The organism is Streptomyces sp. NBRC 110611 (assembly GCF_001590865.1).
Taxonomy (GTDB): domain Bacteria; phylum Actinomycetota; class Actinomycetes; order Streptomycetales; family Streptomycetaceae; genus Streptomyces.
In genome coordinates, this window is sequence record NZ_BBUY01000001.1 from 607,710 (window position 1) to 630,690 (window position 22,981).

At 70.4% G+C, this 22,981-nt stretch carries 17 protein-coding genes and 2 pseudogenes; 8 read left to right on the top strand and 11 right to left on the bottom strand.

Features of this window, described 5'->3' with window-relative positions; genetic code table 11:
* Window positions 1-103 precede the first annotated feature (103 nt).
* The 5 genes and pseudogenes from AZE13_RS02665 to AZE13_RS02680 all read right to left on the bottom strand — a co-directional run.
* A complete protein-coding gene (locus tag AZE13_RS02665; RefSeq protein WP_066926363.1) occupies window positions 104-1,042 on the bottom strand; it encodes a hypothetical protein in 939 nt (312 codons plus the stop codon).
* Between the two features lie 268 nt (window positions 1,043-1,310).
* Window positions 1,311-1,562 carry a hypothetical protein gene (locus AZE13_RS02670; RefSeq protein WP_258527544.1) on the bottom strand — a complete coding sequence of 84 codons (252 nt, stop codon included), beginning with the start codon at window positions 1,560-1,562 and terminating at the stop codon, window positions 1,311-1,313.
* Between the two features lie 409 nt (window positions 1,563-1,971).
* Window positions 1,972-2,355 carry a hypothetical protein gene (locus AZE13_RS02675; protein WP_066926367.1) on the bottom strand — a complete coding sequence of 128 codons (384 nt, stop codon included), beginning with the start codon at window positions 2,353-2,355 and terminating at the stop codon, window positions 1,972-1,974.
* 66 nt (window positions 2,356-2,421) lie between these two features.
* Window positions 2,422-2,823, bottom strand: a pseudogene (locus AZE13_RS33630) (tryptophan 7-halogenase); the annotation flags it as partial.
* Between the two features lies 1 nt (window position 2,824).
* Window positions 2,825-3,061, bottom strand: a pseudogene (locus AZE13_RS02680) (PIG-L deacetylase family protein); the annotation flags it as partial.
* A 229-nt stretch (window positions 3,062-3,290) separates the two neighbouring features.
* Between AZE13_RS02680 and AZE13_RS02685 the strand changes: the two are divergent.
* The 6 genes from AZE13_RS02685 (at window position 3,291) to AZE13_RS02710 (ending at window position 10,944) form a co-directional block, all read left to right on the top strand.
* The gene (locus AZE13_RS02685) at window positions 3,291-4,046 is read left to right on the top strand and encodes a GntR family transcriptional regulator (protein ID WP_066927170.1); all 756 of its coding nucleotides are present in this window, start codon (window positions 3,291-3,293) and stop codon (window positions 4,044-4,046) included.
* 395 nt (window positions 4,047-4,441) lie between these two features.
* Window positions 4,442-6,142 carry an APC family permease gene (locus AZE13_RS02690; protein WP_066926369.1) on the top strand — a complete coding sequence of 567 codons (1,701 nt, stop codon included), beginning with the start codon at window positions 4,442-4,444 and terminating at the stop codon, window positions 6,140-6,142.
* 300 nt (window positions 6,143-6,442) lie between these two features.
* A complete protein-coding gene (locus AZE13_RS02695; protein ID WP_066926371.1) occupies window positions 6,443-6,622 on the top strand; it encodes an SPOR domain-containing protein in 180 nt (59 codons plus the stop codon).
* 73 nt (window positions 6,623-6,695) lie between these two features.
* Window positions 6,696-7,124 carry a (deoxy)nucleoside triphosphate pyrophosphohydrolase gene (locus AZE13_RS02700; protein WP_181690232.1) on the top strand — a complete coding sequence of 143 codons (429 nt, stop codon included), beginning with the start codon at window positions 6,696-6,698 and terminating at the stop codon, window positions 7,122-7,124.
* A gap of 443 nt (window positions 7,125-7,567) precedes the next feature.
* On the top strand, window positions 7,568-8,029 hold the full coding sequence (locus tag AZE13_RS02705) for an ATP-binding protein (protein ID WP_066926375.1): 462 nt from the start codon (window positions 7,568-7,570) through the stop codon (window positions 8,027-8,029).
* Window positions 8,030-8,220: 191 nt separating this feature from the next.
* The gene (locus tag AZE13_RS02710) at window positions 8,221-10,944 is read left to right on the top strand and encodes a SpoIIE family protein phosphatase (RefSeq protein WP_079123688.1); all 2,724 of its coding nucleotides are present in this window, start codon (window positions 8,221-8,223) and stop codon (window positions 10,942-10,944) included.
* A 222-nt stretch (window positions 10,945-11,166) separates the two neighbouring features.
* On the opposite strand, the gene AZE13_RS02715 is transcribed toward AZE13_RS02710, so the two are convergent.
* The 5 genes from AZE13_RS02715 to AZE13_RS02735 form a co-directional block, all read right to left on the bottom strand.
* On the bottom strand, window positions 11,167-12,624 hold the full coding sequence (locus AZE13_RS02715) for an amidohydrolase family protein (RefSeq protein WP_066926377.1): 1,458 nt from the start codon (window positions 12,622-12,624) through the stop codon (window positions 11,167-11,169).
* Window positions 12,625-12,631: 7 nt separating this feature from the next.
* Window positions 12,632-13,540, bottom strand: a complete 909-nt coding sequence (locus AZE13_RS02720; RefSeq protein WP_258527545.1) for a succinate dehydrogenase/fumarate reductase iron-sulfur subunit — start codon at window positions 13,538-13,540, stop codon at window positions 12,632-12,634.
* On the bottom strand, window positions 13,537-15,540 hold the full coding sequence (locus tag AZE13_RS02725; protein ID WP_066926378.1) for a fumarate reductase/succinate dehydrogenase flavoprotein subunit: 2,004 nt from the start codon (window positions 15,538-15,540) through the stop codon (window positions 13,537-13,539). Before AZE13_RS02725 ends, AZE13_RS02720 begins: the two co-directional genes overlap by 4 nt.
* 63 nt (window positions 15,541-15,603) lie before the next feature.
* Window positions 15,604-16,431, bottom strand: coding sequence for a hypothetical protein (locus AZE13_RS02730; protein WP_066926381.1), 828 nt, complete (start codon window positions 16,429-16,431; stop codon window positions 15,604-15,606).
* A 277-nt stretch (window positions 16,432-16,708) separates the two neighbouring features.
* A complete protein-coding gene (locus AZE13_RS02735; protein WP_066926383.1) occupies window positions 16,709-17,023 on the bottom strand; it encodes a hypothetical protein in 315 nt (104 codons plus the stop codon).
* A gap of 485 nt (window positions 17,024-17,508) precedes the next feature.
* Here AZE13_RS02735 and AZE13_RS02740 point away from each other — a divergent pair, with 485 nt between their 5' ends.
* Together AZE13_RS02740 and typA are read left to right on the top strand one after the other, a co-directional pair.
* Window positions 17,509-20,097: an ABC transporter substrate-binding protein gene (locus AZE13_RS02740; protein WP_066926385.1), complete on the top strand. Its 2,589-nt coding sequence runs from the start codon at window positions 17,509-17,511 to the stop codon at window positions 20,095-20,097.
* 207 nt (window positions 20,098-20,304) lie between these two features.
* Window positions 20,305-22,212, top strand: coding sequence for a translational GTPase TypA (gene typA, locus AZE13_RS02745; protein ID WP_066926387.1), 1,908 nt, complete (start codon window positions 20,305-20,307; stop codon window positions 22,210-22,212).
* Window positions 22,213-22,393: 181 nt separating this feature from the next.
* On the opposite strand, the gene AZE13_RS02750 is transcribed toward typA, so the two are convergent.
* Window positions 22,394-22,819: an ATP-binding protein gene (locus AZE13_RS02750; protein ID WP_066926389.1), complete on the bottom strand. Its 426-nt coding sequence runs from the start codon at window positions 22,817-22,819 to the stop codon at window positions 22,394-22,396.
* Window positions 22,820-22,981 lie beyond the last annotated feature (162 nt).

Genomic DNA, 22,981 nt, shown 5'->3' on the forward strand with positions numbered 1-22,981 from the left:
TCCAGAGCCTTTTCTACGGCTTGCGGGTTGTTTTTGAACTTCGGTGCATTGCTGAACATTATCTCCAGCTTAGTCATGTCGCCGTCCACGCGCGTGATGTGCTTCAGTGCATCGTATTCGACGCGATCGAGATTGAGGTTACCGGACCGGAATCGGGGAAGACGGTCCCGGAATCCTCGATGCCATAAGTTCGACCATTAACCTCGTATCGCTGGGCCACATTATCCCATTTCGCGTTTCCCGCGGCGATCTCGGCGATGTCCTTGTCCACGGCTTGCCGATACTCAGGCAAGATAAGGCTGTTTTTCCCTCTGACCTCCCCGTTCTTCACGCCTCCAATGGTGTGCCTGGGGTGAGGTGCGCGAAGAGTCCTGCCTTTCGCTGGGCCTGGGATGGCGTCCGAAGCTGACCATGACGCACGACCTCTGCCTCCACTTCCCTGAGCTTCGCGCATCATTGGGCGCCAGGTCGGGCCAACAGGACCGACGGGCCCCTCGCCAGCCATCGCGAAGCGCGGGCCACCCAGGTTGGGCATCGATATCTCGAAGTTGCGCAGTGGGTTCTTGAAGGTGCCCAAGCTGTTCAACTTCATGTTGCCGAAGGCGTTCTTGAACCCGCCAGCGTCGCCTACAGCCTTTGCCGCACGGCCCGCGCCGCCCAGGGCGCCGCCTAGCAAGAGCCCGGTGGTTCCGGCGTCCTTGATCTCGGCAAGGTTGATGCCGTGTTGGTCGCCGAGGAGATTGCGTCCGCCCTGGGCAACGACCACGTCAACGGTGATGGCTTCGATGCCACCGATCGCGGCGGTGGCCAGAACCGTCCCAGCGATCTCAGCGACAGTGGCAGAGACAGCGATTCCCGCTGTACTCGCTGCGGCGACGATCGCTTCGGTTGCGCCGACTGCCGCGACTTCGCTGATGCCGCCGGTGAAAACGGCCAGGGCCGTGCCAGCGACCAGGACCGCGCCGGCGATCTCCAGCTCGTGCTCGATCTTCTTCTTCGCGTCGGCAATCTGGTCCGCGAACTTATCCAGTGCCTTGGCCATGTCCTCCGCAGCGGAAGCAACGTCGTCCAGGTAGCCCTTGCCGCCGCCGTGGTACTTGCGCCAGAAGTTCTCGAAGGCATCAATCGACTGGCCCTTGTTGTTGTCGATGATGTCCTGTGCGGACTTATGCGTCGCGGAGGTGATGTCCTTTACATCGTCGGCAAAGGTTCGCCAAGCTCGCGCGGCTTCCGGAGCTCATCTTCGTCGCCCTCCGGCCACCACATGCCGGTGAGGTCCTGAACGATCTCCTTGACCTTGTCTCCGGCACTCAATGTGCACCGCCCCCAGGGGACTTAAAGCCCGAAGCGCTGGAGTGATCCGTGCCCTCATGGTTATCGGCCATGTCCTTCATGGACTTGTGGATGCTTTCCAGGCCCTTCACCAACGCTCGGGTGGCACGCTCGATTTGGGTTCGGTGCGGGCTGTAGACGCCCTCGAACTTCTTCCCCTGCTCGTCGTTACCCCACGGCTCACCGAGCCCATCGAGTGAGTGCTTCAGCTTTTCTGCCGCCTTCGCCAAGGCGGCTGACTCCCTATGAAATTTTGGTGCTTCATTCTTTAGGTGGTCTGTGTCGACGTCGAAGCCGGAAGCGGCCACTGTTCCCCCCGGAGTGTGTGCCTTCAGATGCACTACAAACCTACCCTGTGCCACTGACAGTGCACCCGGCTGGCTTTGCCCGGCAATCCTTTTGTCTGCTTCGCCATGATTGGGTGTGCTATGCGAGGGGGGATTTGGTCAACGGTGGCTCAAATACGTGCAAATTGTAGGCTGTTCAACTAATGGGAACCCGGCGGAAGTCGTCGCCGCTCTGCGGAAAGAGGAATTGATCCAACTAAACCGACCGGGGTGCATGAATCCGTAGAGCTCGCCGACGCATGAACAATCATTGCGAGCGCCCCACCCCTCAACAGGGATGAGGCGCTCCGCTTCAGTCGACAGTGGTGGGCTCCTCGTACCCATCCACGTACTCAAGGCCGTTCAGACAAGCGGCGATCTTTCCAACACCCCTTTCGCAGCGGTAGCGAACTGCTCGCCCCGTGACCCCTTGGAGAGCTCCGGACTCATCGTCCGGGAGGTCAGCGCCGTACCGGAGAACGAGGGCCTGGCGCTCGCCGAGCGAAAGCGGGGCGGTCGCCCAACCGTGCCGGATGTCAGCAAGGTGAGCGAACAGGATGCTCGCGGCCTTCTTGTCGACCGTGCCCTTCGGCATGTCGGCGTCCGGGGCCTGCGGGTTGCGGATGCCGTATGCCGCCTCTGCATCCCACACCGCCGGGAGGAGATGTTCGACGAGGCGGCGGTCGTAGCCGGTCACAACCCCGTCCCCTCTGCCGCGTGGCAGGCAGCTCCGTAGGAGACGTGCCCCGCTCGGTGCTTCGCCTCAGTCAGCCAGCGGTCGCGCAGTCTCTGAGAGAGCCAGCGGTGCAGCAGTCCGGCAGGCGCTGGGCAGCGTCTCCAGCAGGTGCTGCTGCTCGTCCTTGACCTTGTCGAAGAGCGGCTCGGCACCGGCGACCGACTCCGGCTTGTGAGTCAGCGCAGGCAGCGGGGCATCCGGGAGGAGGCCGAGGCCGGCGAAGATGCAGTAGTAGCTGCCGTTGGTCCAGAAGTTGCGGAACTCGGCCTCGAAGTTGCCGTAGTAGGTGCCCTCGTCGGTGATCGGCAGGTTGATCGGCAGGCCGGCGCGGTAGGCGCTGATCTTCTCCTGGATGTTGTCGGGGAGGGCGAGCTCCTTGTTCGCCTTCCAGAAGGGCGTGTCATTGCGGGGCGCGAAGTAGAAATGCGCCGGCGCCGGCCCGCTGTTCGGCCTCGCGGACGCGTGCGCACTCCGCCGGCGGCAGCCCGTCGATTCCGGCTTCGCCGCGGGTCACCAGGAGGTAGCCGATCTCGCGTCCGGCGGCGGTCCATTCGGCGATCGCGGCCGCGGCGCCGTACTCCAGGTCGTCGGGGTGGGCGACGACGGCGAGCGCCCGCTGCCAGTCCTCGGGCATGGGGGAGAGCGGGAGCGGGGGTTCGGCGGGCATGTTCCTGGCTTCCCTTCCTGTGGCCGGCGGGTTGGGCCGATGGGCTCCAGCCGATCGTGCGCCGATCGTGACACGTCGGGGGCGGGGTGGCGCGCGGCCTGAGCCTGGGTGTGCTTCCCGGCGGACTGAACTGGGATTCATCACATCAGGTGAATATCTGGCCCAAGGTTGCGGATGGATACGCGGAGTTGCCACGCTGTTGCTGACTGTCAAGCTGTTGGAGGGGCACGTGCCTTTCGGTGAGCAGCCCGCGTACCTCCGCGTCGCCGGCGACCTGCGCCAGAAGATCGTCGACGGGGTGCTGCCACCGCACACCCGCCTTCCCTCCCAGGCCCGGATCCGCGAGGAGTACGGCGTCTCGGACACCGTCGCGCTGGAGGCGCGCAAGGTGCTGATGGCGGAAGGGCTGGTCGAAGGGCGGTCGGGGTCGGGTACGTACGTACGCGAGCGGCCGGTACCGCGCCGTATCGCCCGCGTCGGGTACCACTCCGTCGGCGGCTGCACGCCGTTCCGGCAGGAGCAGACGGACGAGCGGGTGCGCGGCACGTGGGAGTCCAACAGCGAGCAGGAGTCGGCCAGTTCGGTGGTCGCGGCCCGGCTGCGCATTCCGCCGGGCGGCAGAGTGATGCGGACCCGCTACGTCTTCCGGGCGGAGGGTGAGCCGGCGATGCTCTCGACGTCCTGGGAGCCCCTGGACGTGACCGGGCGGACGCCTGTGATGCTGCCCGAGGAGGGGCCGCTGGCGGGGCGCGGGGTGGTCGAGCGCATGGCTGCCATCGATGTGGTGGTGGACAACGTCATCGAGGAGGTCGGGGCGCGGCCCGCGCTGGCCGAGGAGGCGATGGCGCTGGGGGGCGTACCGGGGCATGCGGTGCTGGTGATCTCTCGGACGTACTACGCGGGCGGCCGGCCGGTGGAGACGGCGGATGTCGTCACGCTCGCGGACCGCTATCGCGTGGCCTATCACCTGCCGGTGAAGCAGTAGGCACCTGCCGGTGAAGCAGCAGCAGGTACCTGCCGGTGAAGTGGGTGAAGTAACGGTCACCCGTCGGCGCCCTCGCACGCTCGGCGCCCCCGGCGCCTTCCTGCTCCGCTTACCTCTGGTTACGCCCGGTTGCCTCTGCTGTTCGGCTCTCCTTCGCTTCGTCGAGCGGGCTCTCCCGGCGCCCCGTTAGCGATCCTTGACCGCTTTCGGCCTCAAGCTCGATGTCCGAATTGCGGTGATATGCGAGCAAATGTTGGCCGGATCTTGGTGTTGGAAACCTCACAGACCCTCAGCTGGGCGGGAATTTTGGCCAGCTGCGGGCAGGTGATCTTCCGATTCGCTCTTACGATGGCGAAGTTTGTGCACGGCACGGGGGAAGACCAGGAGACCAGCACGTGAGCACGACGAAAACCCCGGGTGCGGAGCAGGGTTCGCATTCGAATTACCGTCGGTCCCTCGGGACCATCGCCCTGACCGCCACTGGTCTCGGGTCGATCATCGGGTCCGGCTGGCTCTTCGGAGCCGAGCGGGCCGCCGCCATCGCCGGCCCCGCCGCGATCCTCGCCTGGGTCATCGGGGCGGTCGTCGCCCTGACCATCGCCCTGACCTACACCGAGCTCGGCTCGATGTTCCCCAAGGCGGGCGGCATGGTCCGCTACGGTCAGTACTCGCACGGTTCGCTGGCCGGCTACCTGGCGGCGTGGGCCAACTGGATCGCCATCGTCTCCGTCATCCCCGGTGAGGCGACCGCCTCGGTCCAGTACATGAGTTCCTGGGACTTCGGCTGGGCCAAGGCGCTCTTCGACGGGAAGGAGCTCACCGGCTCCGGCGTCGCGGTGGCCAGCGTGCTGCTGATCTTCTACTTCTTCATGAACTGGTTCGCGGTGTCGCTGTTCGCGAAGACCAACACCGCGATCACCGTGTTCAAGGTCGTCGTGCCGATCCTCACCGCGGGCGCCCTGGTGCTCGCGCACTTCGACACCGGCAACATCGACCGCGCGGGCGGGTTCGCTCCCAACGGCTGGAGCGCGATCTTCAGCTGCGTGGCGCTCTCCGGCATCGTCTGGGCCTACAACGGCTTCCAGTCGCCGCTGAACCTCGCCGGCGAGGCCCGTAACCCGGGCCGGTCGCTGCCCAAGGCCGTCGCCTTCTCGATCATCATCGCGCTGGTCATCTACCTCGCGCTGCAGGTCGCCTTCCTCTTCGCGGTCCCCGCCGCCGACCTGAGCGCCACCGGCTGGGGCGGGCTCAACTACCACTCCCCGCTCGCCGAGCTGGGTCTGGCCTGGGGCCTGAACTGGCTGGCCCTGCTGCTGTACGCGGACGCGTTCGTCTCCCCGTCCGGCACCGGCATGATCTACGCGGCCACCACCTCGCGCATGATCCAGGGCGTCCAGGAGAACGGCCACCTGCCGGGCGTCTTCGGCAAGGTGGACCCCAAGACGGGCATCCCGCGTCCCGCCCTGGTGCTCAACCTCGTCGTCGCCTTCATGTTCCTGGCGGTCTTCCGCGGCTGGGGTTCGCTCGCCGAGGTCGTCTCCGTCGCGACCGTCATCTCCTACATCACCGGACCGGTCGCCGTGATGGGTCTGCGGCGTATGTCGCCCCATATGAAGCGGCCGGTGAAGCTGCGCGCCATGCCCGTCATCGCGCCGATCGCGATGATCTTCGGCTCGCTGGTCCTGTACTGGGGCAGGTGGCCGCTCACCGGCAAGGTCATCTTCATCATGGCCGTCGGTCTGCCGGTCTGGGCCTGGTACGAGATCGTCCGGCCGTGGAAGCAGGGCCGCAGCCCGTGGCGCGAGCTGATGCCGCACCTGAAGGCGGGGGCCTGGATGGTGGTCTACCTGCTGGTGATGGCGTGCGTCTCCTACCTGGGCGGTAAGGAGTTCGGCGGCAAGGGCTATCTGCCGGAGGGCATCGACATCGCGGTCGTCGCGGCGATCGCGCTCGCCTTCTACTACTGGGGCGTGCGCAGCGCCTGGCGCAACCCGACGCTGGTCCAGGTGGAGGCCGAGATCCAGGCGGCGGACGAGGCCCGTGGGGCGGACGGGTCCGGGGAGGCCGCGGGGGCCAAGGCGCCCGTAGGGGCCTGAGTCAGCCCGGCAGCCCGGCGCCACCGCACTCGTTCCGTACGGTCACGACGCACGTCATCGCGCACGTCATTACGTACGTCATTCCGCACGTATGCCCGAGACGATCGGGCGCAACCGGCCACTCGCAGGCCGATTCCGGTTCGCCGGGGTCTGCGGGTGGCCGGTTCGGTATCTCTTTGTGTAATTCCATATCCGGTGCGTAAAGGTCGGGCGTACGCTCGGGCATATGCGGATTGCGATTTCGGCATCAGCGGACGAGGGGCGCGCGACAGCGCGCCGCGCGGCGGACGGAGGGGCGCAATGACCGATGGCGGAGCGGTGCTCCCCTGGGTCGTCATCCGCCAGGACGAAGGCGGCAACCGGTATCGCGTCGGCCGCTATGCCACCCGAGTGGAGGCGGAGAAGGTGGCCGACCGGCTCGACGCCCGTGGCAGCCGGCAGCTCTACGTGGTCGAGAAGGTCGACCGCGCGACGACGTGAGACGGGCCGGAGGGCGGCCTGAGGGGCGGCGGGCGAGAAGCGGGACGGGAGCGGGGGACGTAGGCTGCCGCGCATGACGACCGTGCGCGTAGTGGTCGGCGCGGCGGTGTGCGACGGCGGGCGGCTGCTGGCCGCCCGGCGCAGCGCACCGCCCGCGCTGGCCGGCCGCTGGGAGCTGCCCGGCGGCAAGGTGGAGGACGACGAGACGCCGGAACAGGCGCTGGAGCGCGAGCTGCGCGAGGAGCTGGGCGTCGAGGCGGCGGTGGTGGAGCGGATTCCGGGGGAGTGGGTGTTGCGCCCCGGCTATGTGCTGCGGGTGTGGACCGCCCGGCTGGTGTCCGGGGAGCCGCGGCCCCTGCAGGACCACGACCGGCTGCGCTGGCTGCTGCCCGGTGAGGAGGATCAGGTCGACTGGCTGGACCAGGATCGCCCGGCGGTCGCCGAGGCGATGCGCCGGCTGGCCGCCAGGGCGGGGGTGCCGGGCATCCTGCCGCAGCGGTAGGCCTGGTGGCCGTGGCGCCGTGAGGCCCGCCCTGGCGCCGCCCTGAGGTGCCGCCCTGAGGCCCCGTACGTGGCCGTCCCCGGGCCCGTGAGGGCGGCGCTGTGCGCGTTCGCCCAGGGGTCGTGCGCCCGCGCGTGCCCGCGCCCCACCGGCGTGCGTTCTTCCGGCGCGTACGGACTCCCGGCGCGTACGGACTTCCAGCGCGTACGGAGGTCCGTCCTCTTCGTCATCCTGGCCCCGATCTTCCCCTATGAGGCATTTGCAGCACAGCACCCCATTTGCTCCACAACGCTCCCTTCTGCGCGGTACTTCGGGCCAGATATCGGGTATGTCCAGATTGACCCTTCCATGCGGGCAATCCATGCGGGCAATCCGTCGGAGATTCCCCGAGTTTCCCGGGTTCCCCGGGTTTCCTGGATTCCCCGAGTTCCCCGGGCTGGGATGTGATCGGCGTGAGCGACAGCGCAGCGGCAGGGGTCCCGCAGACCGGCTCCCGTACCGTCCGCAGGCGCGGCGTGGCCACCGGTTCCCCGATCGCCGAATGGAGCTTTCCGGCCGACCCCGGCGCGGTCCGCACCGCCCGCACCGCGGTCCGCCGCGTCCTGGACGACTGGGGGCTGAACGGCGCCGCCGATGTGGCCGTCCTCCTGGTCAGCGAGCTCGTCACCAACTCCCTGCGCTACGCCAGCGGTCCGATCGGCGTCCGTATGGTGCTGCTGGGCTCCGGCGGACTGCTCGTCGAGGTCTCCGATCCGCTGCCCGACCCGCCGCAGGAGCGCACCGCCGCCCCCGACGACGAGGGGGGCCGCGGGTTGCAGCTGGTCGCGGGCGTTTCACGGCGCTGGGGGACCCGGTACGGAAAGAGCGGTAAGACAGTGTGGTTCGAGCTGTCTGTGGCTGGTTAGCCGGGTCGGTGGCTGGTTAGGAGACAGGTGGGGTCCTGATCGTTGCCGTTCCACCGACATTCCGTCGATGGCCTGCGATCGAGACTGTGCTGTGATCGTGAAGACCGTGTTCCGGACAGTCCGGGTGCTGGATACTCAGGCTGGTCCGGTCCGGGCACGATGAGCTGGAGGGGACGGGGCTCGTGAGCAAGATGTCATCCGGCGGGGCGGAACCCGCGCAGGCCGATGGTCAGGGCGGTGCGGACGGCCCCGGTGACCCGAGTGGCCGTCCGCGGGCAGCCGGCCCGCAGGGTCCGCCCGTATGGCAGAGCAGCCGGCCCGGTTCGATCTACGACTACATCCGGGTGGCCTCCTTCTCCCTCGGCTCCGACGGGCGGATCGACCAGTGGAGCGAGCGCGCCGAGCAGATGCTCGGCATCCCCGCCCGCCGCGCCCTCGGCAAGGACCCCATCGAGGCCTTCGTCCCCAGCGAGTTGCGCGACACCGGACACCGCAAGGTGTCCGAGATCCTCGACGGCCGCGAATGGACCGGCCTGGTGCCCTACCGCAGGGCGGAAGGCGCCACCGCCGACGGCCTCGCCGAGATCTATGTGATGCCCTCGCGCGGCGAGGACGGTGAGCGCGCCGCGGTCTGCGTCGTCGTCGACGTCCGGGCGCTGCGCGGCATCGAGACCGACCTCGCCGCCTCGCAGGCCGTTTTCGGTCAATCTCCCATGGGCTTCACCCTGTTCGGCACGGACCTGAGGCTGCTGCGCGTCAACGAACGCTTCGCCACCGTCTTCGGCGGCCCGGCGAGCAAGTACCGCGGCCGCACCCCGCACGACTTCCTGCCGCGCTCCGAGGCCGAGCGGATGACCGCCGCCCTCGCCCGCGTCCTGGAATCCGGCGAACCGGTCACCGAGCTGCAGCTGGTCGGCGGGGTGCCCGGCGAGGAGGAGCGCCGCCGCTGGTCGGTGTCGCTCTACCGGCTGCACGGCGCCAGCGGCCGCCCCATCGGCGTCGCCGCCCTCGCCGCCGACGTCACCGGCCGCCGCCGGGCCGAACGCGAGGCCGCCAACGCCCGCCGCAACCTCGCCCTGCTCAATGAGGCCGGCGCCCGGATAGGCAACTCCCTCGACCTGGAGACCACCGCCCGCACCCTCCTGGACGTCGCCGTACCGCAGTTCTGCGACCTGGCGTCGGTGGACCTCTACCAGGGCCTGCTCTCCGGCGACGAGACACCGCCCGGCATGAGCGACGGCAGCGCCGAGCTGCGCAGGGTGGCCTTCGCCAGCGCGGTCTCCGACGCCCCGTTCGCCGGCGCCGCCTGCCGCGTCCCCGAGGACGGACCGGACCCGGTCGAGGTCGGTGCCGTCCACCGCTACCCCTTCAACTCCCCCTGCGCGGGCGCCCTGCGCACCGCCCGGGCGCAGATCATCCCGGGCCGGGAGAGCGACGAGGGACCGGAGCTGGGCGCCGTGGTGCACTCCACCCTCGCCGTCCCCATGGTCGCCCGGGACACCGTCGTCGGCCTGGTGCAGTTCTCCCGTACGAAGGGCAGCGAGCCGTTCGGCGAACGCGACACCGCCCTCGCCGTCGAACTGGCCGCCCGTGCCGCCGTCTGCATCGACAACGCCCGCCTCTACCGCCGCGAGCACGAACGCGCCCTGATCCTCCAGCGCAGCCTGCTGCCGCCCGGCGACCCGGAAGCGGCCGGCCTCGACATCGCCTGCCGCTACCTGCCCGGCACCACCGCCACCGAGGTCGGCGGCGACTGGTTCGACGTCATCGAACTCCCCGGCCACCGCACCGCGCTGGTCGTCGGCGACGTCATGGGCCGCGGCCTGCGCGCCGCCGTGGCGATGGGCGAACTGCGCACCGCGGTACGGACCTTGGCGCTGCTGGACCTGGAGCCCGCCGAGGTACTCTCGGCGCTGGACGAGATCGCCCGCGGGCTCGGCGGCACCGGCGGCGGCCGGACCTCCGCCCGGACCCCCGCCCGGACCTCGGCCCGGACCTCGGCCCGGACTGCCGTCCGCGGCCCGTCCGGACCCGCCAGAGGCGCCCTGGAACCCGGCGCCGCCACCCGCACCGCCGGTACCGCCGACCTCTCCGAGGTCTACCTCGCCACCTGCGTCTACGCCGTCTACGACCCGGTCACCCGCCGCGCCACCTTCGCCAACGCCGGGCACCTGCCGCCGGTGCTCCTCCAGGAAGGCGAGGAGGCGCGGCTGCTCGACGTACCACCGGGGATGCCGCTGGGCGTCGGCGGCGAGCCGTTCGAGGAGACCGAGGTCGAGCTGCCGGACGGCGCGCTGCTCGCCCTCTACACCGACGGCCTGGTCGAGTCCCGGCACCACCCCCTCGACGAGGGACTGGACGCCTTCCGGGCCGCCCTGACGGACGCCGACCGCCCGCTGGAGGACGCCTGCGACCACGTCCTGACCGCCCTGGACACCTCGCACGGCGAGGACGACATCGCGCTGCTGATGGCGCGGGTGCACGGGCTGCCCAAGGACGCGGTCGGCGACTGGAACCTGGCGCCGGAGGCCCGTTCGGTTGCCCGGGCCCGCGAACTGGCCCGTGAGCAGCTCACGGACTGGGGCCTGCAAGGCCTGGTCGACACCACGGAGCTGCTGGTCAGCGAGCTGGTCACGAACGCACTACGGCACGGCCACGGTGATATCCGGCTGCGGCTGCTGCTGGACCGCACCCTGGTCTGCGAGGTCTGGGACGCCGACCTCGCCCAGCCGCGCCGCCGCCGCGCCCGCGACACCGACGAGGGCGGCCGCGGGCTCCAGCTCGTCGGCCTGCTGAGCCGGGGCTGGGGCAGCCGCCGCACCCCGCGCGGCAAGACGGTCTGGTTCGAACTCGCCCTGCCGGACGGGGAGTCGGCGGCGTCGGATCCGGCGGAGGCGTTGCTGAGCCTGTTCTGACGGGCCGGCTGTCCACAGGGGGCGCGGGCCGTGGGCGGCGCCCCTACCCTGGATGAAAGGGGGGCCATCGAACCCTTAGGGGACTTCCCGTACGGGACTTCCCGTGGGGGACTTCCCTTAGGGGGCTCTCCGTGGGGGCTTGCCTTAGGGGACTCTCCGTACGGGACCGACCGCCCATCCCCCTCACACCACCGCCCGGAGCCGGGCCGTCGCCCGTCCCCCTCACATAGCCGCCCGGAGCCGGGCCGCCGCGCGTTCCGCCTCGTGGATCACCCGTTCGACGTCCACATGCGGCAGCTCGCCCCCGGACTTCAGCGGACGGCCGTCGACGAAGACCTCGGTGACGTTCGGCGGCTGGCCGTTGAGGACGATCTGGCCGGTCCAGTCGAAGCGCGGGGCGAAATTGAGCGTGCCGGGGTCGAGGACGACGACATCGGCGCGCTTGCCCGGGGTCAGTGAGCCGATCCGGTCCGCCATGCCCAGGCACTCCGCGCCGCCCAGCGTCGCCATCCGCAGCACCTCCGGGATCGTCGGATGGACCGAGGCGTCCTCGTGCCGGGCCCGCTGCAGCCCGACCGCCGCCTTCATCAGCGCGAACATGTCCGAGGTGTCGTTGGTCCCGCCGTCCTGCCCGAGCCCGGCCCGTACGCCGTGCCGGTGCAGCGCGGGCAGCGGTGCGATGCCCGAGGCCAGCCGCATATTGCTCAGCGGGCAGTACGCCACCCGTACGTCGTGCGCACCGGTCAGCGCGACCTCCTCGTCGGTGAGGTGCACCGCGTGGTTCATCAGCAGCCCCGGCCCGAAGGCGCCGGCCCACCGCAGCGCGCGGACCGGCTGGTCGGCACGGTCCGTGCGGCGTTCGAGGACATGGCAGTTGAGCAGCACGCCCAGCTCGCGGGCGAGCTCCCGGCACTGCCGCAGCCCGGCACGGTCGGGCCAGGCGGCCCGCGTCGCCACCTGCGCCGAGGCCAGCGGCAGCGGATCCAGGAACTCGGCCGCGGCCTTGCGGACGAGCGGGAGGCCGGCGGCCGGCTGGTACGCCGCGTAGACGAACCGGGGCCCGGCGTCGGCCAGCGCCCGGACATAGCGCTCGGTGGTTGCGTACGGGATCGGGTGCACCCAGTCGACGACGGTGGTGACGCCCGTCCGGACGACGTCGAGCGCGGCCAGCAGCACCAGGCGGTACATGTCCTGGGCGTCGATCCTCGGCAGCGCCGGGCGGTTGCAGCCGGCCAGCCAGCCGGTCAGGTCCCGGTCCGCGCAGCCGCCGCGGATACCGGCCTGCCACAGGTGGTTGTGCAGGTCCACGAAGCCCGGCAGGACGAGCTTGCCGCGGACGTCGACGACCCGGGCGCCGGGCGGCGCGTCCAGGCGCCGCCCGACGGCGCCGATCCGGCCGTCGCGCAGCAGGACGTCGACGCCGTTCTCCAGCGTGCCCAGGGGGCCCTCGCCGATGGCCGGATCCATGGTCAGCACCAGCGCCGCGCCGCGCAGCAGGGTGGCCGTGCGGCCGCCGGCCGCGGCGAGCGGCGCGTCGTCCCGGCCCGGGCGGGTGCCGGACGCCCGGCCCGCCGTAGGGACGGGCTCGGGCACCCCGGCCGCCGCGGCCAGCGGAAGGCCGCCGATCCCCGCCAGTACCGTGCGCCGGGTCAGCTCCGGGGGAGGGGGAGGGGGAGGCATGCCCGCCTCACTCCGTACGGCGCCGGATCTTGTTCCCGAGCCACACCAGCGGGTCGTACTTCCGGTCCGCGGCGCGCTCCTTCAGCGGGATCAGCGCATTGTCCGTGATCTTGATGTGCTCGGGGCAGACCTCCGTACAGCACTTGGTGATGTTGCAGTAGCCCAGCCCGTGTGCGTCCTGCGCGGTGGTCTTCCGGTCGAGCCCGGACGCCGGCGCCGCGTCGAGGGGGTGCATGTCCAGTTCGGCGATCCGCATCAGGAACCGCGGACCGGCGAACGCCGCCTTGTTCTCCTCGTGGTCCCGCACCACATGGCAGGTGTCCTGGCATAGGAAGCACTCGATGCACTTACGGAACTCCTGTGAGCGGCCCACGTCCTCCTGCCGCATCCGGTACTCACCGGGCGCCAGCTCCGCGGGCGGGACGAACGACGGGATCTCCCGCGCCTTGGCGTAGTTGAACGACACGTCGGTGACCAGGTCGCGGACGACGGGGAACGCCCGCATCGGGGTGACCGTGATCGTCTCCGTACGGTCGAACACCGACATCCGGGTCATACACATCAGCCGCGGCCGCCCGTTGATCTCCGCGCTGCACGAACCGCACTTGCCCGCCTTGCAGTTCCAGCGCACCGCGAGATCGGGCGCCTGGGTCGCCTGCAGACGGTGGATGATGTCCAGCACCACCTCGCCCTCGTGCACCTCGACCGTGAAGTCCTCTAGGCCTCCGGAGCCCGCGTCGCCGCGCCACACCCGGAAGTGGGCCGGATACGCCCCGGACCGCCCGTCCTGCCCGTCGGCCTGCCGCCGCCCGTCCGGCCCGTCGGTCCGCCGCCCGTCCGGCCCGTCGGCCTGCCGTTCGTCCTGCCCGGCGGGCCGCGGCCCGTCCGTGCCCTGTGCCGTCTGTGCCTCGCTCACCGGCTCAGCTCCTCGTCCGTCAGATACTTCGCCAGCTCGTCCTTCTCGAACAGCTCCAGCAGATCGGGCCGGATCGGCGGGGACTCGCGCCGGGACAGCCGGATCTGGCCCAGCGACGGGTCCGCGGCCCGGGAGTCACCCTGCGGATCGGCCAGCCGGCACACCAGATTGATGTTGCGCCAGCCGCGGTCCATCGCCGGATGGTCGTCGCGGGTGTGCCCGCCCCGGCTCTCCTCCCGCTCCAGCGCCGCCCGCGCCACACACTCGCTGACCAGCAGCATGTTCCGCAGGTCGAGGGCGAGGTGCCAGCCGGGGTTGTACTGCCGGTGCCCCTCGACGGTGGCCCGCCGGGCCCGGACCCGCAGATCCGCCAGGCGTTTGAGGGCCTCGTACATCTCGCCCTCCCGGCGGATGATGCCGACCAGGTCGTTCATCGCCTGCTGGAGCTCCTGATGGAGGGTGTACGGATTCTCGACCGGGCCCCGGCCGCCGGCCGCGCCACCATCAGCCCGTTCCGCCGCTTCGGTCACCTCCGCCGCTTCGGTCACCTCCGTCGCCTCGGCGCTGAACGGGCGCAGCGCCTCCGCCTCCGCGGCGTCGATCTGCCGCGGATCGACGGCCGGCCGCTCGGCCAGCCCCGCCGCGTACTCGGCCGCGTGCAGGCCCGCCCGGCGGCCGAAGACCAGCAGGTCGGAGAGGGAATTGCCGCCCAGACGGTTGGAGCCGTGCATTCCGCCGGCCACCTCACCGGCCGCGAACAGGCCCGGTACGCCGGTCGCCGCCGCGGTGTCCGGGTCCACATCCACCCCGCCCATCACGTAGTGGCAGGTCGGGCCGACCTCCATCGGTTCGGCGGTGATGTCCACATCCGCCAGCTCCTTGAACTGGTGGTACATGGACGGCAGCTTCCGCTGGATCACCTCGGCGGGCAGCCGGGTGGACACGTCCAGAAAGACCCCGCCGTGCGGGGAGCCACGGCCCGCCTTCACCTCGGCGTTGATGGCGCGGGCGACCTCGTCACGGGGCAGCAGCTCGGGCGGGCGCCGGTTGTGCTCCGGGTCCTCGTACCAGCGGTCGCCCTCCTCCTCGGTCTCCGCGTACTTCTCCTTGAAGACGTCCGGGATGTAGTCGAACATGAAGCGCCGGTTGTCGCTGTTGCGCAGCACTCCGCCGTCGCCGCGTACGGACTCGGTGACGAGGATGCCCTTGACCGACGGCGGCCAGACCATCCCGGTGGGGTGGAACTGCACGAACTCCATGTTGATCAGCGACGCCCCGGACAGCAGCGCCAGCGCGTGCCCGTCGCCGGTGTACTCCCAGGAGTTCGAGGTCACCTTGAAGGACTTGCCGATACCGCCGGTGGCCAGCACCACCGCTGGCGCCTCCAGCACGAAGAACCGGCCCGACTCCCGCTCGTAGCAGAAGACGCCGGAGACCCGGCCGTCCGTGGCGCGGCTGTGGTCCTTCAGGACCCGGGTGACCGTGCACTCCTGGAAGACCTTCAGCCGGGCGTCGTACGCGCCGTACTTCCGCTCGTCCTCCTGCTGGAGGGAGACGATCTTCTGCTGGAGGGTGCGGATCAGCTCCAGCCCCGTACGGTCCCCGACGTGCGCCAGGCGCGGGTACTCGTGGCCGCCGAAGTTGCGCTGCGAGATCCGGCCGTCCGGTGTGCGGTCGAAGAGCGCGCCCCAGGTCTCCAACTCCCATACCCGGTCCGGTGCTTCACGGGCGTGCAGCTCCGCCATCCGCCACTGGTTGAGGAACTTGCCGCCGCGCATGGTGTCCCGGAAGTGGACCTGCCAGTTGTCGTTCTCGTTGACATTGCCCATGCTGGCCGCGATACCGCCCTCGGCCATCACCGTATGGGCCTTGCCGAACAGGGACTTGCAGATCACGGCCGTCCGCATGCCGGCCTCGCGGGCCTCGATGGCGGCGCGCAGCCCTGCGCCGCCCGCGCCCACCACGACCACATCCCATGCCTGCCGGTCCACATGCGCCATCGGAGGGCACACCTTTCCTAGAAGTCGTCGTCGGTGTGAAGTTGTTGTCTGTGCTGTTGCCGGTCAGAAGAAGCGGGGGTCGTCGAAGGCCCCGGTGGCCAGCAGGAAGACGTAGAAGTCCGCCAGTGCCACGCTGATCAGGGAGGACCAGGCGAGCAGCATGTGCCGCTCGTTGAGCTTGCCGACCCAGCCCCACAGCCGGTAGCGCACCGGGTGCTTGGAGAAGTGCCGCAGCCGGCCGCCGACGATGTGCCGGCAGGAGTGGCAGGAGAGGGTGTACGCCCAGATCAGCACGATGTTGACGAGGAACACCAGGCTGCCCAGGCCCATATGGCCCCAGTGGTAGTGCTCGTCGCGGAAGGTGAGCGCGGTGTCGTAGGTCAGCACACCGGCGACCAGGATCGCGAAGTAGAAGAAGTAGCGGTGGATGTTCTGCAGGATCAGCGGGAAGCGGGTCTCACCGGTGTACTTCTTGTGCGGTTCGGCGACCGCGCAGGCCGGAGGCGAGGCCCAGAAGCCCCGGTAGTAGGCCTTGCGGTAGTAGTAACAGGTCAGCCGGAAGCCCAGCGGGAAGATCAGGATCAGCAGCGCGGGGGACAGGCCCCACCAGCTGCCGAAGATCTCCCAGTTGGGCCCGCCCCGCATCGTCTCGCAGTTCTGCGCCAGGCACGGCGAGTAGAAGGGCGAGACGTAGGGGGCGTCGTAGTAGTCGGCGTTCGCGAACGCCCGCCAGGTCGAATAGACGACGAACGCGAGCAGTCCGGCGGCGGTGCCGGCCGGCGCCAGCCACCAGCGGTCGGTCCGCAGATGGCGGGCGGGGATGGCGGCGCGCGAAGCGGTGTGCACACCGGTCGCGGCCGGCTGCGATGAGGGTTCGGTGCCAGTGGCCAACGTCGGTCTCCGTGAAAGGCACGCTCCGTCCGGAATGCTCCGTCGAGTACGTCGCGTACTCGGTCAAGTACGTCACCTGCTCGTCGAGTACGGCGACGACTCGGTCAAGTAGGCGCCATACCCTGCCAAGTACGGTGACGACTCCGGCGGTCACTCCGTCGGGGCGGCTGCTCGATGCGGCAACGGGGTAGGGGTCTGAGTGGGGCGAGGGCATCCCCTAGGGGACATCCCGTAAGGGCCATCCCCTAGGGGGCATGGCCGTTACGAGGCACGGCAGTTACGGGGCATGGCCGTTACGGGAGCCGAGCCCCTCGTCGTCGGCGTCCCTCCAGAGCTTGGCGTCGTACGGTGCGTCGGGGATCTGCACCACCTCCGGCACCTCCGGTGTCTCCGCGCCCAGACGACCGCCCGGCGGCCCGGCGGCGGCGCTCTGTCTCAGCAGGGCGACGCTTTCGCGCAGATGGTCCGTGTCGGTGCGCACCCGCCGGACGTCCAGGCCCCGCGCGCCGAGCCGGGACTCCAGCTTGCCCACCGACCGGACCAGGTCGTCCAGGTTGCGTTCCACCGCCGTCAGTTCGTCCTGAAGGGACATGTCACGTGCCCTCACTGTTGAAGTGTGGTGGGCGATCTCATGCGCCCGAGAGTGTCGCGCGTCACAGTAGGCCTTGGGAAGGGGGCAGGCGCGATTACGACTCGAACCGGTGCGTTCCGGCAACCGCGCGCCATGGCGCGGATCGAACGACGGTACGGGCCGGAGCGGATGTACGTGCGTACGCGGACTCGTGAACGGGCGCGAACGGAACCGGGAGCGGGCCGGGATTGGGCCGGGATTGGGCCCATGAAGCGGCCCCCGGAGGCGGTGAATTGGGCCGGACGGGTGACCTTGGTGCGGCCCCCGACGTGTCGGGCCGCCGGTCGCTGGGTGGTCGCCTTCAGTAGGGGCCCATAGATGTGATGAGCCGCAAAGTCGGCCGAACGTGGAAAGTCGGCCGAACGTGTGGCGGGCCGGAGCGCACCCGGCGCGCCGGCGAGGGAGCGGACAGCGGCACGAAGCGGGCGAGCCCGGAGGTAACAGCCATGACCGACCACGACAAGCCCGCCCGCCCGGCCCGTGGACGCCGCATCGCCGCACTCGTCGCGGCCGGCGTGCTGCTCCCGCTGCCGGCCCTGGCCGGATGCGGTGACGACGGCGGCCGGGAGGCATCCGTCACCGAGTTCCAGGACATCGCCCCGGCGCCCCGCGGCGACCTCCGCGACGGCGGCACCCTGCGCTGGGCGATCGACGCGATGCCCGGCACCTTCAACGCCTTCCAGGCCGACGCCGACGCGGCCACCACCCGGATCGCCGGTGCCGTGCTGCCCAGCATGTTCACCCTCGACGCCCATGGCACACCGCAGCGCAACGCCGACTACCTGGACGCCGCGGACGTCAGCGCCCGCGACCCCAAGCAGGTCGTCACGTACACGATCAACTCCAAGGCGCGGTGGAGCGACGGGACGCCGATCACCGCTGCGGACTTCATCGCCCAGTGGACCGCGCTGCGCGGCAAGGACAGCGCGTACTGGACCGCCCGGAACGCCGGGTACGACCGGATCGGCAAGGTCGAGCAGGGCGCCGGCCCGCGCGAGGTCAAGGTCACCTTCGCCCGGCCGTACGCCGACTGGCGGTCCCTGTTCACCCCGCTCTACCCCAAGAGCGTGATGGGCGACGCCAACGCCTTCAACGACCGGGCCCGTGAGCGGCTCACGGTCGGCGCGGGGCCGTTCCTCGTCCAGCAGCGGGACGCCAAGCGGGGACGGGTCGTCCTCGCCCGGAACCCGAAGTGGTGGGGCGCGCCCGCCAAGCTCCGGACGATCGTGCTGGAGGCGGTGCCCGGCGACAAACGGGCCGCGGCGCTGGCAGCCGGGACCGTCGACGTCGCCGCGGTCGACCCGGGCGTTGCGCAGCGGGTCGGCTCCGCCGCGGGCGCCGGTACGTCCCGTAAGGCGGGCGCCGGCGACCGGGCAGACGGCCGTACGGGCGCCCGCGCGGCCAAGGACGACGCCGCCAAGAAGGACACAGCCAAGGACGACGCAGCCAAGGGGAACACCGCCAAGGAGGCTGCCGCGCTGCGCGGCTACACCCTCCACAAGGCCCTTGAGCCCGCCTACACCCAGCTCGCCCTCAACGGCAGCAGCGGCCCGCTCGCCGACGACCGGGTGCGCCGCGCGGTGGCCCGGGCCATCGACCGGCAGGCCCTTGCCGACACCGTCCTCAAGCCGCTCGACCTGCCGTCCCGGGCGGTCGGCAGCCATCTGCTGCTGGCCGGGCAGCCCGGCTACGCGGACCACAGCGACGCGCTCGGCGACCAGGACGCCGGGTCCGCCAAGGCGCTGCTCGCGGACGCCGGCTGGAAGGCCGACGACGGGGACGGCCAGCAGGCCGAGCAGAAGTCCGAGGAGAAGGCAGGGGGGAGGGGAGGGGAGACGGCAGCAGAGGAGAAGGCCGGCGCACCGGCACCGGGCGTCTGGCGTGGCGTCGACGACTTCGGGGCCTCCGGGCCCCCCGGCGGCACCGGATTCTCCGGCCACTCCGGTCACTCCGGCCACTCCGGCCAGTCCCGCCACGCCACGAACCCCCGGGACGAGGACGGCGAGGGCTCGTCCCGGAACCGCTCCGGCGGCGCGGCGCACGGCGAACGCTACGGGGACGGCTCCTTCGGCGAGCGCGCCGACAGCGGGCACGCCCGCCATGCCGGACACGCCGGCGCACCCGCCAGGGACGGCCGGTACGACGGCATGCGCCCCGCCGCCGCCGAGGCCCCGCTGTCCTTCACCGGAGCGGTCGGCTCCGAGGTCCAGCAGGCCGCCCTGCTCCGGCAGAGCGCCGGGTTCTACAAGGACGCGGCCGCCCGCGCGAAGCAGAAGGCGGACGGCGACAAGAAGTCCGCCGCGTACGCCAAGTACAAGCGGTACCGCAAGCGTGCGGCACGGGCGCTGCGCGCCGCCGAGCGGATCGAGACCGGCCAGGCCGCGGACCTGCCGGGAGCCGGCGGCCACCCGGGCGCCCGGCACGCCGCCGCCGAGCGCGCCCTCGGCGCGGCCGCGCACGCCGCCCGGCGGCCGGCCGACGACACGGTGGTCCGGGCCGGCACCGTCAAGAAGGACGGCAAGCCGCTCACGCTGCGCTTCGTCCTCCCCGACGGCGCCGGATCCCAGCAGCTGCGCACCGTCGGGCGGCGGATCGCGACCATGCTCGCCAAGATCGGCGTGCAGACCTCCGTCCAGCGGGTCTCGGACGCCAGCTACTTCCAGGACCACATCGCCTCCGGCGACTTCGACCTGGCGCTGTACTCCTGGCCCGGCAGCGCCTACCCGGCGACCGACGCCCGCCCGATCTACGCCAAACCGCAGCCCGCGCCGGACGGCTCGCTGACCGTCGAGCAGAACTACAGCCGGGTCGGCACCGACCACATCGACCAGCTCTTCGACCAGGCCGCCGGGGAGCTGGACGAGAGCTCCGCGCGCACGCTGATGGACCAGGCCGACGCCCGGATCTGGGCGGCCGCCGGATCGGTCCCGCTCTACCAGCGGCCCGAGCTGGTCGCCACCAGGAAGTCGCTGGCCAACGTCGGCGCCTTCGGTTTCACCACCCCCCGCTTCCAGGACATCGGCTACAAGAAGTGACCGATTGGCCAACCGGTTACAAGAAGTAACCGATGCGCTAATAATCGGTAAGAAACCGCAGGTCAGAGGCCCTGGTGAAGGGCTGGGGCGGCCAATGTCGCCCCAGCCACGTACCATGGGGTGAGGCCGTGGCGTCTTCAAGCCCGGCGGGCGCGCGTACGAATCCGTACGCGTCGCCATCCACGATTCCGGGAGAAGCGCCGCAGTATGCCCACGCGCCATGACATTCGTAACGTCGCCATCGTCGCCCACGTCGACCACGGCAAGACGACCATCGTCGACGCCATGCTCAAGCAGGCCGGCGCCTTCGCCGCGCACCAGCTCGACTCCGTCGACGACCGGGTCATGGACTCCAACGACCTGGAGCGTGAGAAGGGCATCACGATCCTCGCCAAGAACACGGCGGTGAAGTACCACCCCAAGGACGGCGGGGCCCCGATCACGATCAACATCATCGACACCCCCGGCCACGCCGACTTCGGCGGCGAGGTCGAGCGCGGTCTGTCGATGGTCGACGCGGTCGTCCTCCTCGTCGACGCCTCCGAGGGCCCGCTGCCGCAGACCCGCTTCGTCCTCCGCAAGGCCCTTCAGCAGCGGAAGCCGGTCATCCTGTGCATCAACAAGACGGACCGCCCGGACTCCCGCATCGACGAGGTCGTCAACGAGACCTACGACCTCTTCCTCGACCTGGACGCGGACGAGGACCAGATCGAGTTCCCGATCGTCTACGCCTGCGGCCGTGACGGCATCGCGTCGCTCACCAAGCCCGAGGACGGCACCGTCCCGGCCGACTCCACCAACCTGGAGCCGTTCTTCTCCACGATCCTGGAGCACGTCCCGGCCCCGTCGTACGAGGAGGACGCGCCGCTCCAGGCCCACGTCACCAACCTCGACGCGGACAACTTCCTCGGCCGTATCGCGCTGCTCCGCGTCGAGCAGGGCGAGCTGCGCAAGGGCCAGACGGTGGCCTGGATCAAGCGCGACGGTTCGATCTCCAACGTCCGCATCACCGAGCTGATGATGACCGAGGCACTCACCCGCAAGCCCGCCGAGGTGGCGGGCCCGGGCGACATCTGCGCCGTCGCCGGCATCCCCGACATCATGATCGGCGAGACCCTCGCCGACCCCGAGAACCCGATTGCGCTGCCGCTGATCACGGTCGACGAGCCGGCGATCTCCATGACCATCGGTACGAACACCTCGCCGCTGGTCGGCCGCGGCGGCACCGGCAAGGGCGCGGACGCCAAGGCCGCGGTCAAGGACCGCAAGGTCACCGCCCGCCAGGTCAAGGACCGCCTGGAGCGCGAGCTGATCGGTAACGTCTCGCTGCGCGTCCTGGAGACCGAGCGCCCCGACGCCTGGGAGGTGCAGGGCCGCGGTGAGCTGGCGCTGGCCATCCTCGTCGAGCAGATGCGCCGCGAGGGCTTCGAGATGACCATCGGCAAGCCGCAGGTGGTCACGAAGCAGGTCGACGGCAAGACCTACGAGCCCGTCGAGCGCCTCACGGTCGACGTGCCCGAGGAGCACATGGGCGCCGTCACCCAGCTCATGGGCACCCGCAAGGGCCGGATGGACAACATGTCCAACCACGGCTCCGGCTGGGTTCGCATGGAGTTCGTCGTCCCGTCCCGCGGTCTGATCGGCTTCCGTACGGAGTTCCTGACCAACACCCGCGGCACCGGCATCGCGCACTCCATCCACGAGGGCCACGAGCCGTGGTTCGGCGAGCTCAAGACCCGTAACAACGGCTCGCTGGTCGCCGACCGCGCCGGTGCCGTCACCGCCTTCGCGATGACGAACCTCCAGGAGCGCGGTGTGCTCTTCACCGAACCGGGCACCGAGGTGTACGAGGGCATGATCGTCGGCGAGAACTCCCGCTCCGACGACATGGACGTCAACATCACCAAGGAGAAGAAGCTCACCAACATGCGCTCCTCCTCCGCCGACTCCTTCGAGGCCATCGTCCCGCCGCGCAAGCTGTCGCTGGAGCAGTCCCTGGAGTTCTGCCGCGACGACGAGTGCGTCGAGGTGACCCCGGAGGCCGTCCGCATCCGCAAGGTCGTCCTCGACCAGAAGGAGCGCGGCCGCTCCGCCTCCCGCGCGAAGCACAGCTGAGGCGCCGTCGCCTGACGCTTGGGCCTACGGGCCCGTTGGGAGAGCCCTGGCCGCCTGCCCCGTGAGGGGCGGTGGTCAGGGCTCTGACGTTCCCGGGGCCCGGTGCCCGCCGGGCTGCCCGCGGTCCAGCGATCAACTTCAGCGCCTGCTCCGGAGCCACGTCCGCATAGTGGCGCATGACTCAGCCCACCAGCCAGTTGGGCTTCGGGGAGACGGTGAACCAGACCGCCTTGCCGGTGACTCCCTCGGTCAGGTCGGCGTAATCGTCCACGCCCCAGTCGTCGGCGCATGTCGCCACCAGGTTCAGCCCCCGGCCCCACTCGTTGTCCGCCTCGGCCGCGACGGGCTCGGGCGTGCCCGGCCCGGTGTCCCAGACGGCGACACGGAGGTTCTCGGGCGTGCGGTCCACGCTGACGTAGGAGTCGGTGCGGGAGTAGCGGTACGCGTTCGCGATCAGCTCGGATACGAGCAACTCCGTCGTGTCCGCGATGCAGTCGAGGCGGGTGGCCTTGAGGATGCTGCGGATGGTGGCTCGTACGACGGCTGCGGCGCGTGCGTCGCGGGGGATGAACAGGCCGTAGGACCAGCAATCTTCGGTGTTGCGCACGGCAACCTCCGGGCGGTGGTGTGGAGGGGAGCGGAGCGGGATACGCCTGCCGGTGGCCTGCCGCCCCGGGTCCTGCGCGCGCAGGGCGGTGCGCTTCCGGCATGGGTGTGGTGCGTGGCGCCGTGTGACTGGCGACACACGCTAAGGTAGCGGATTGGTGGT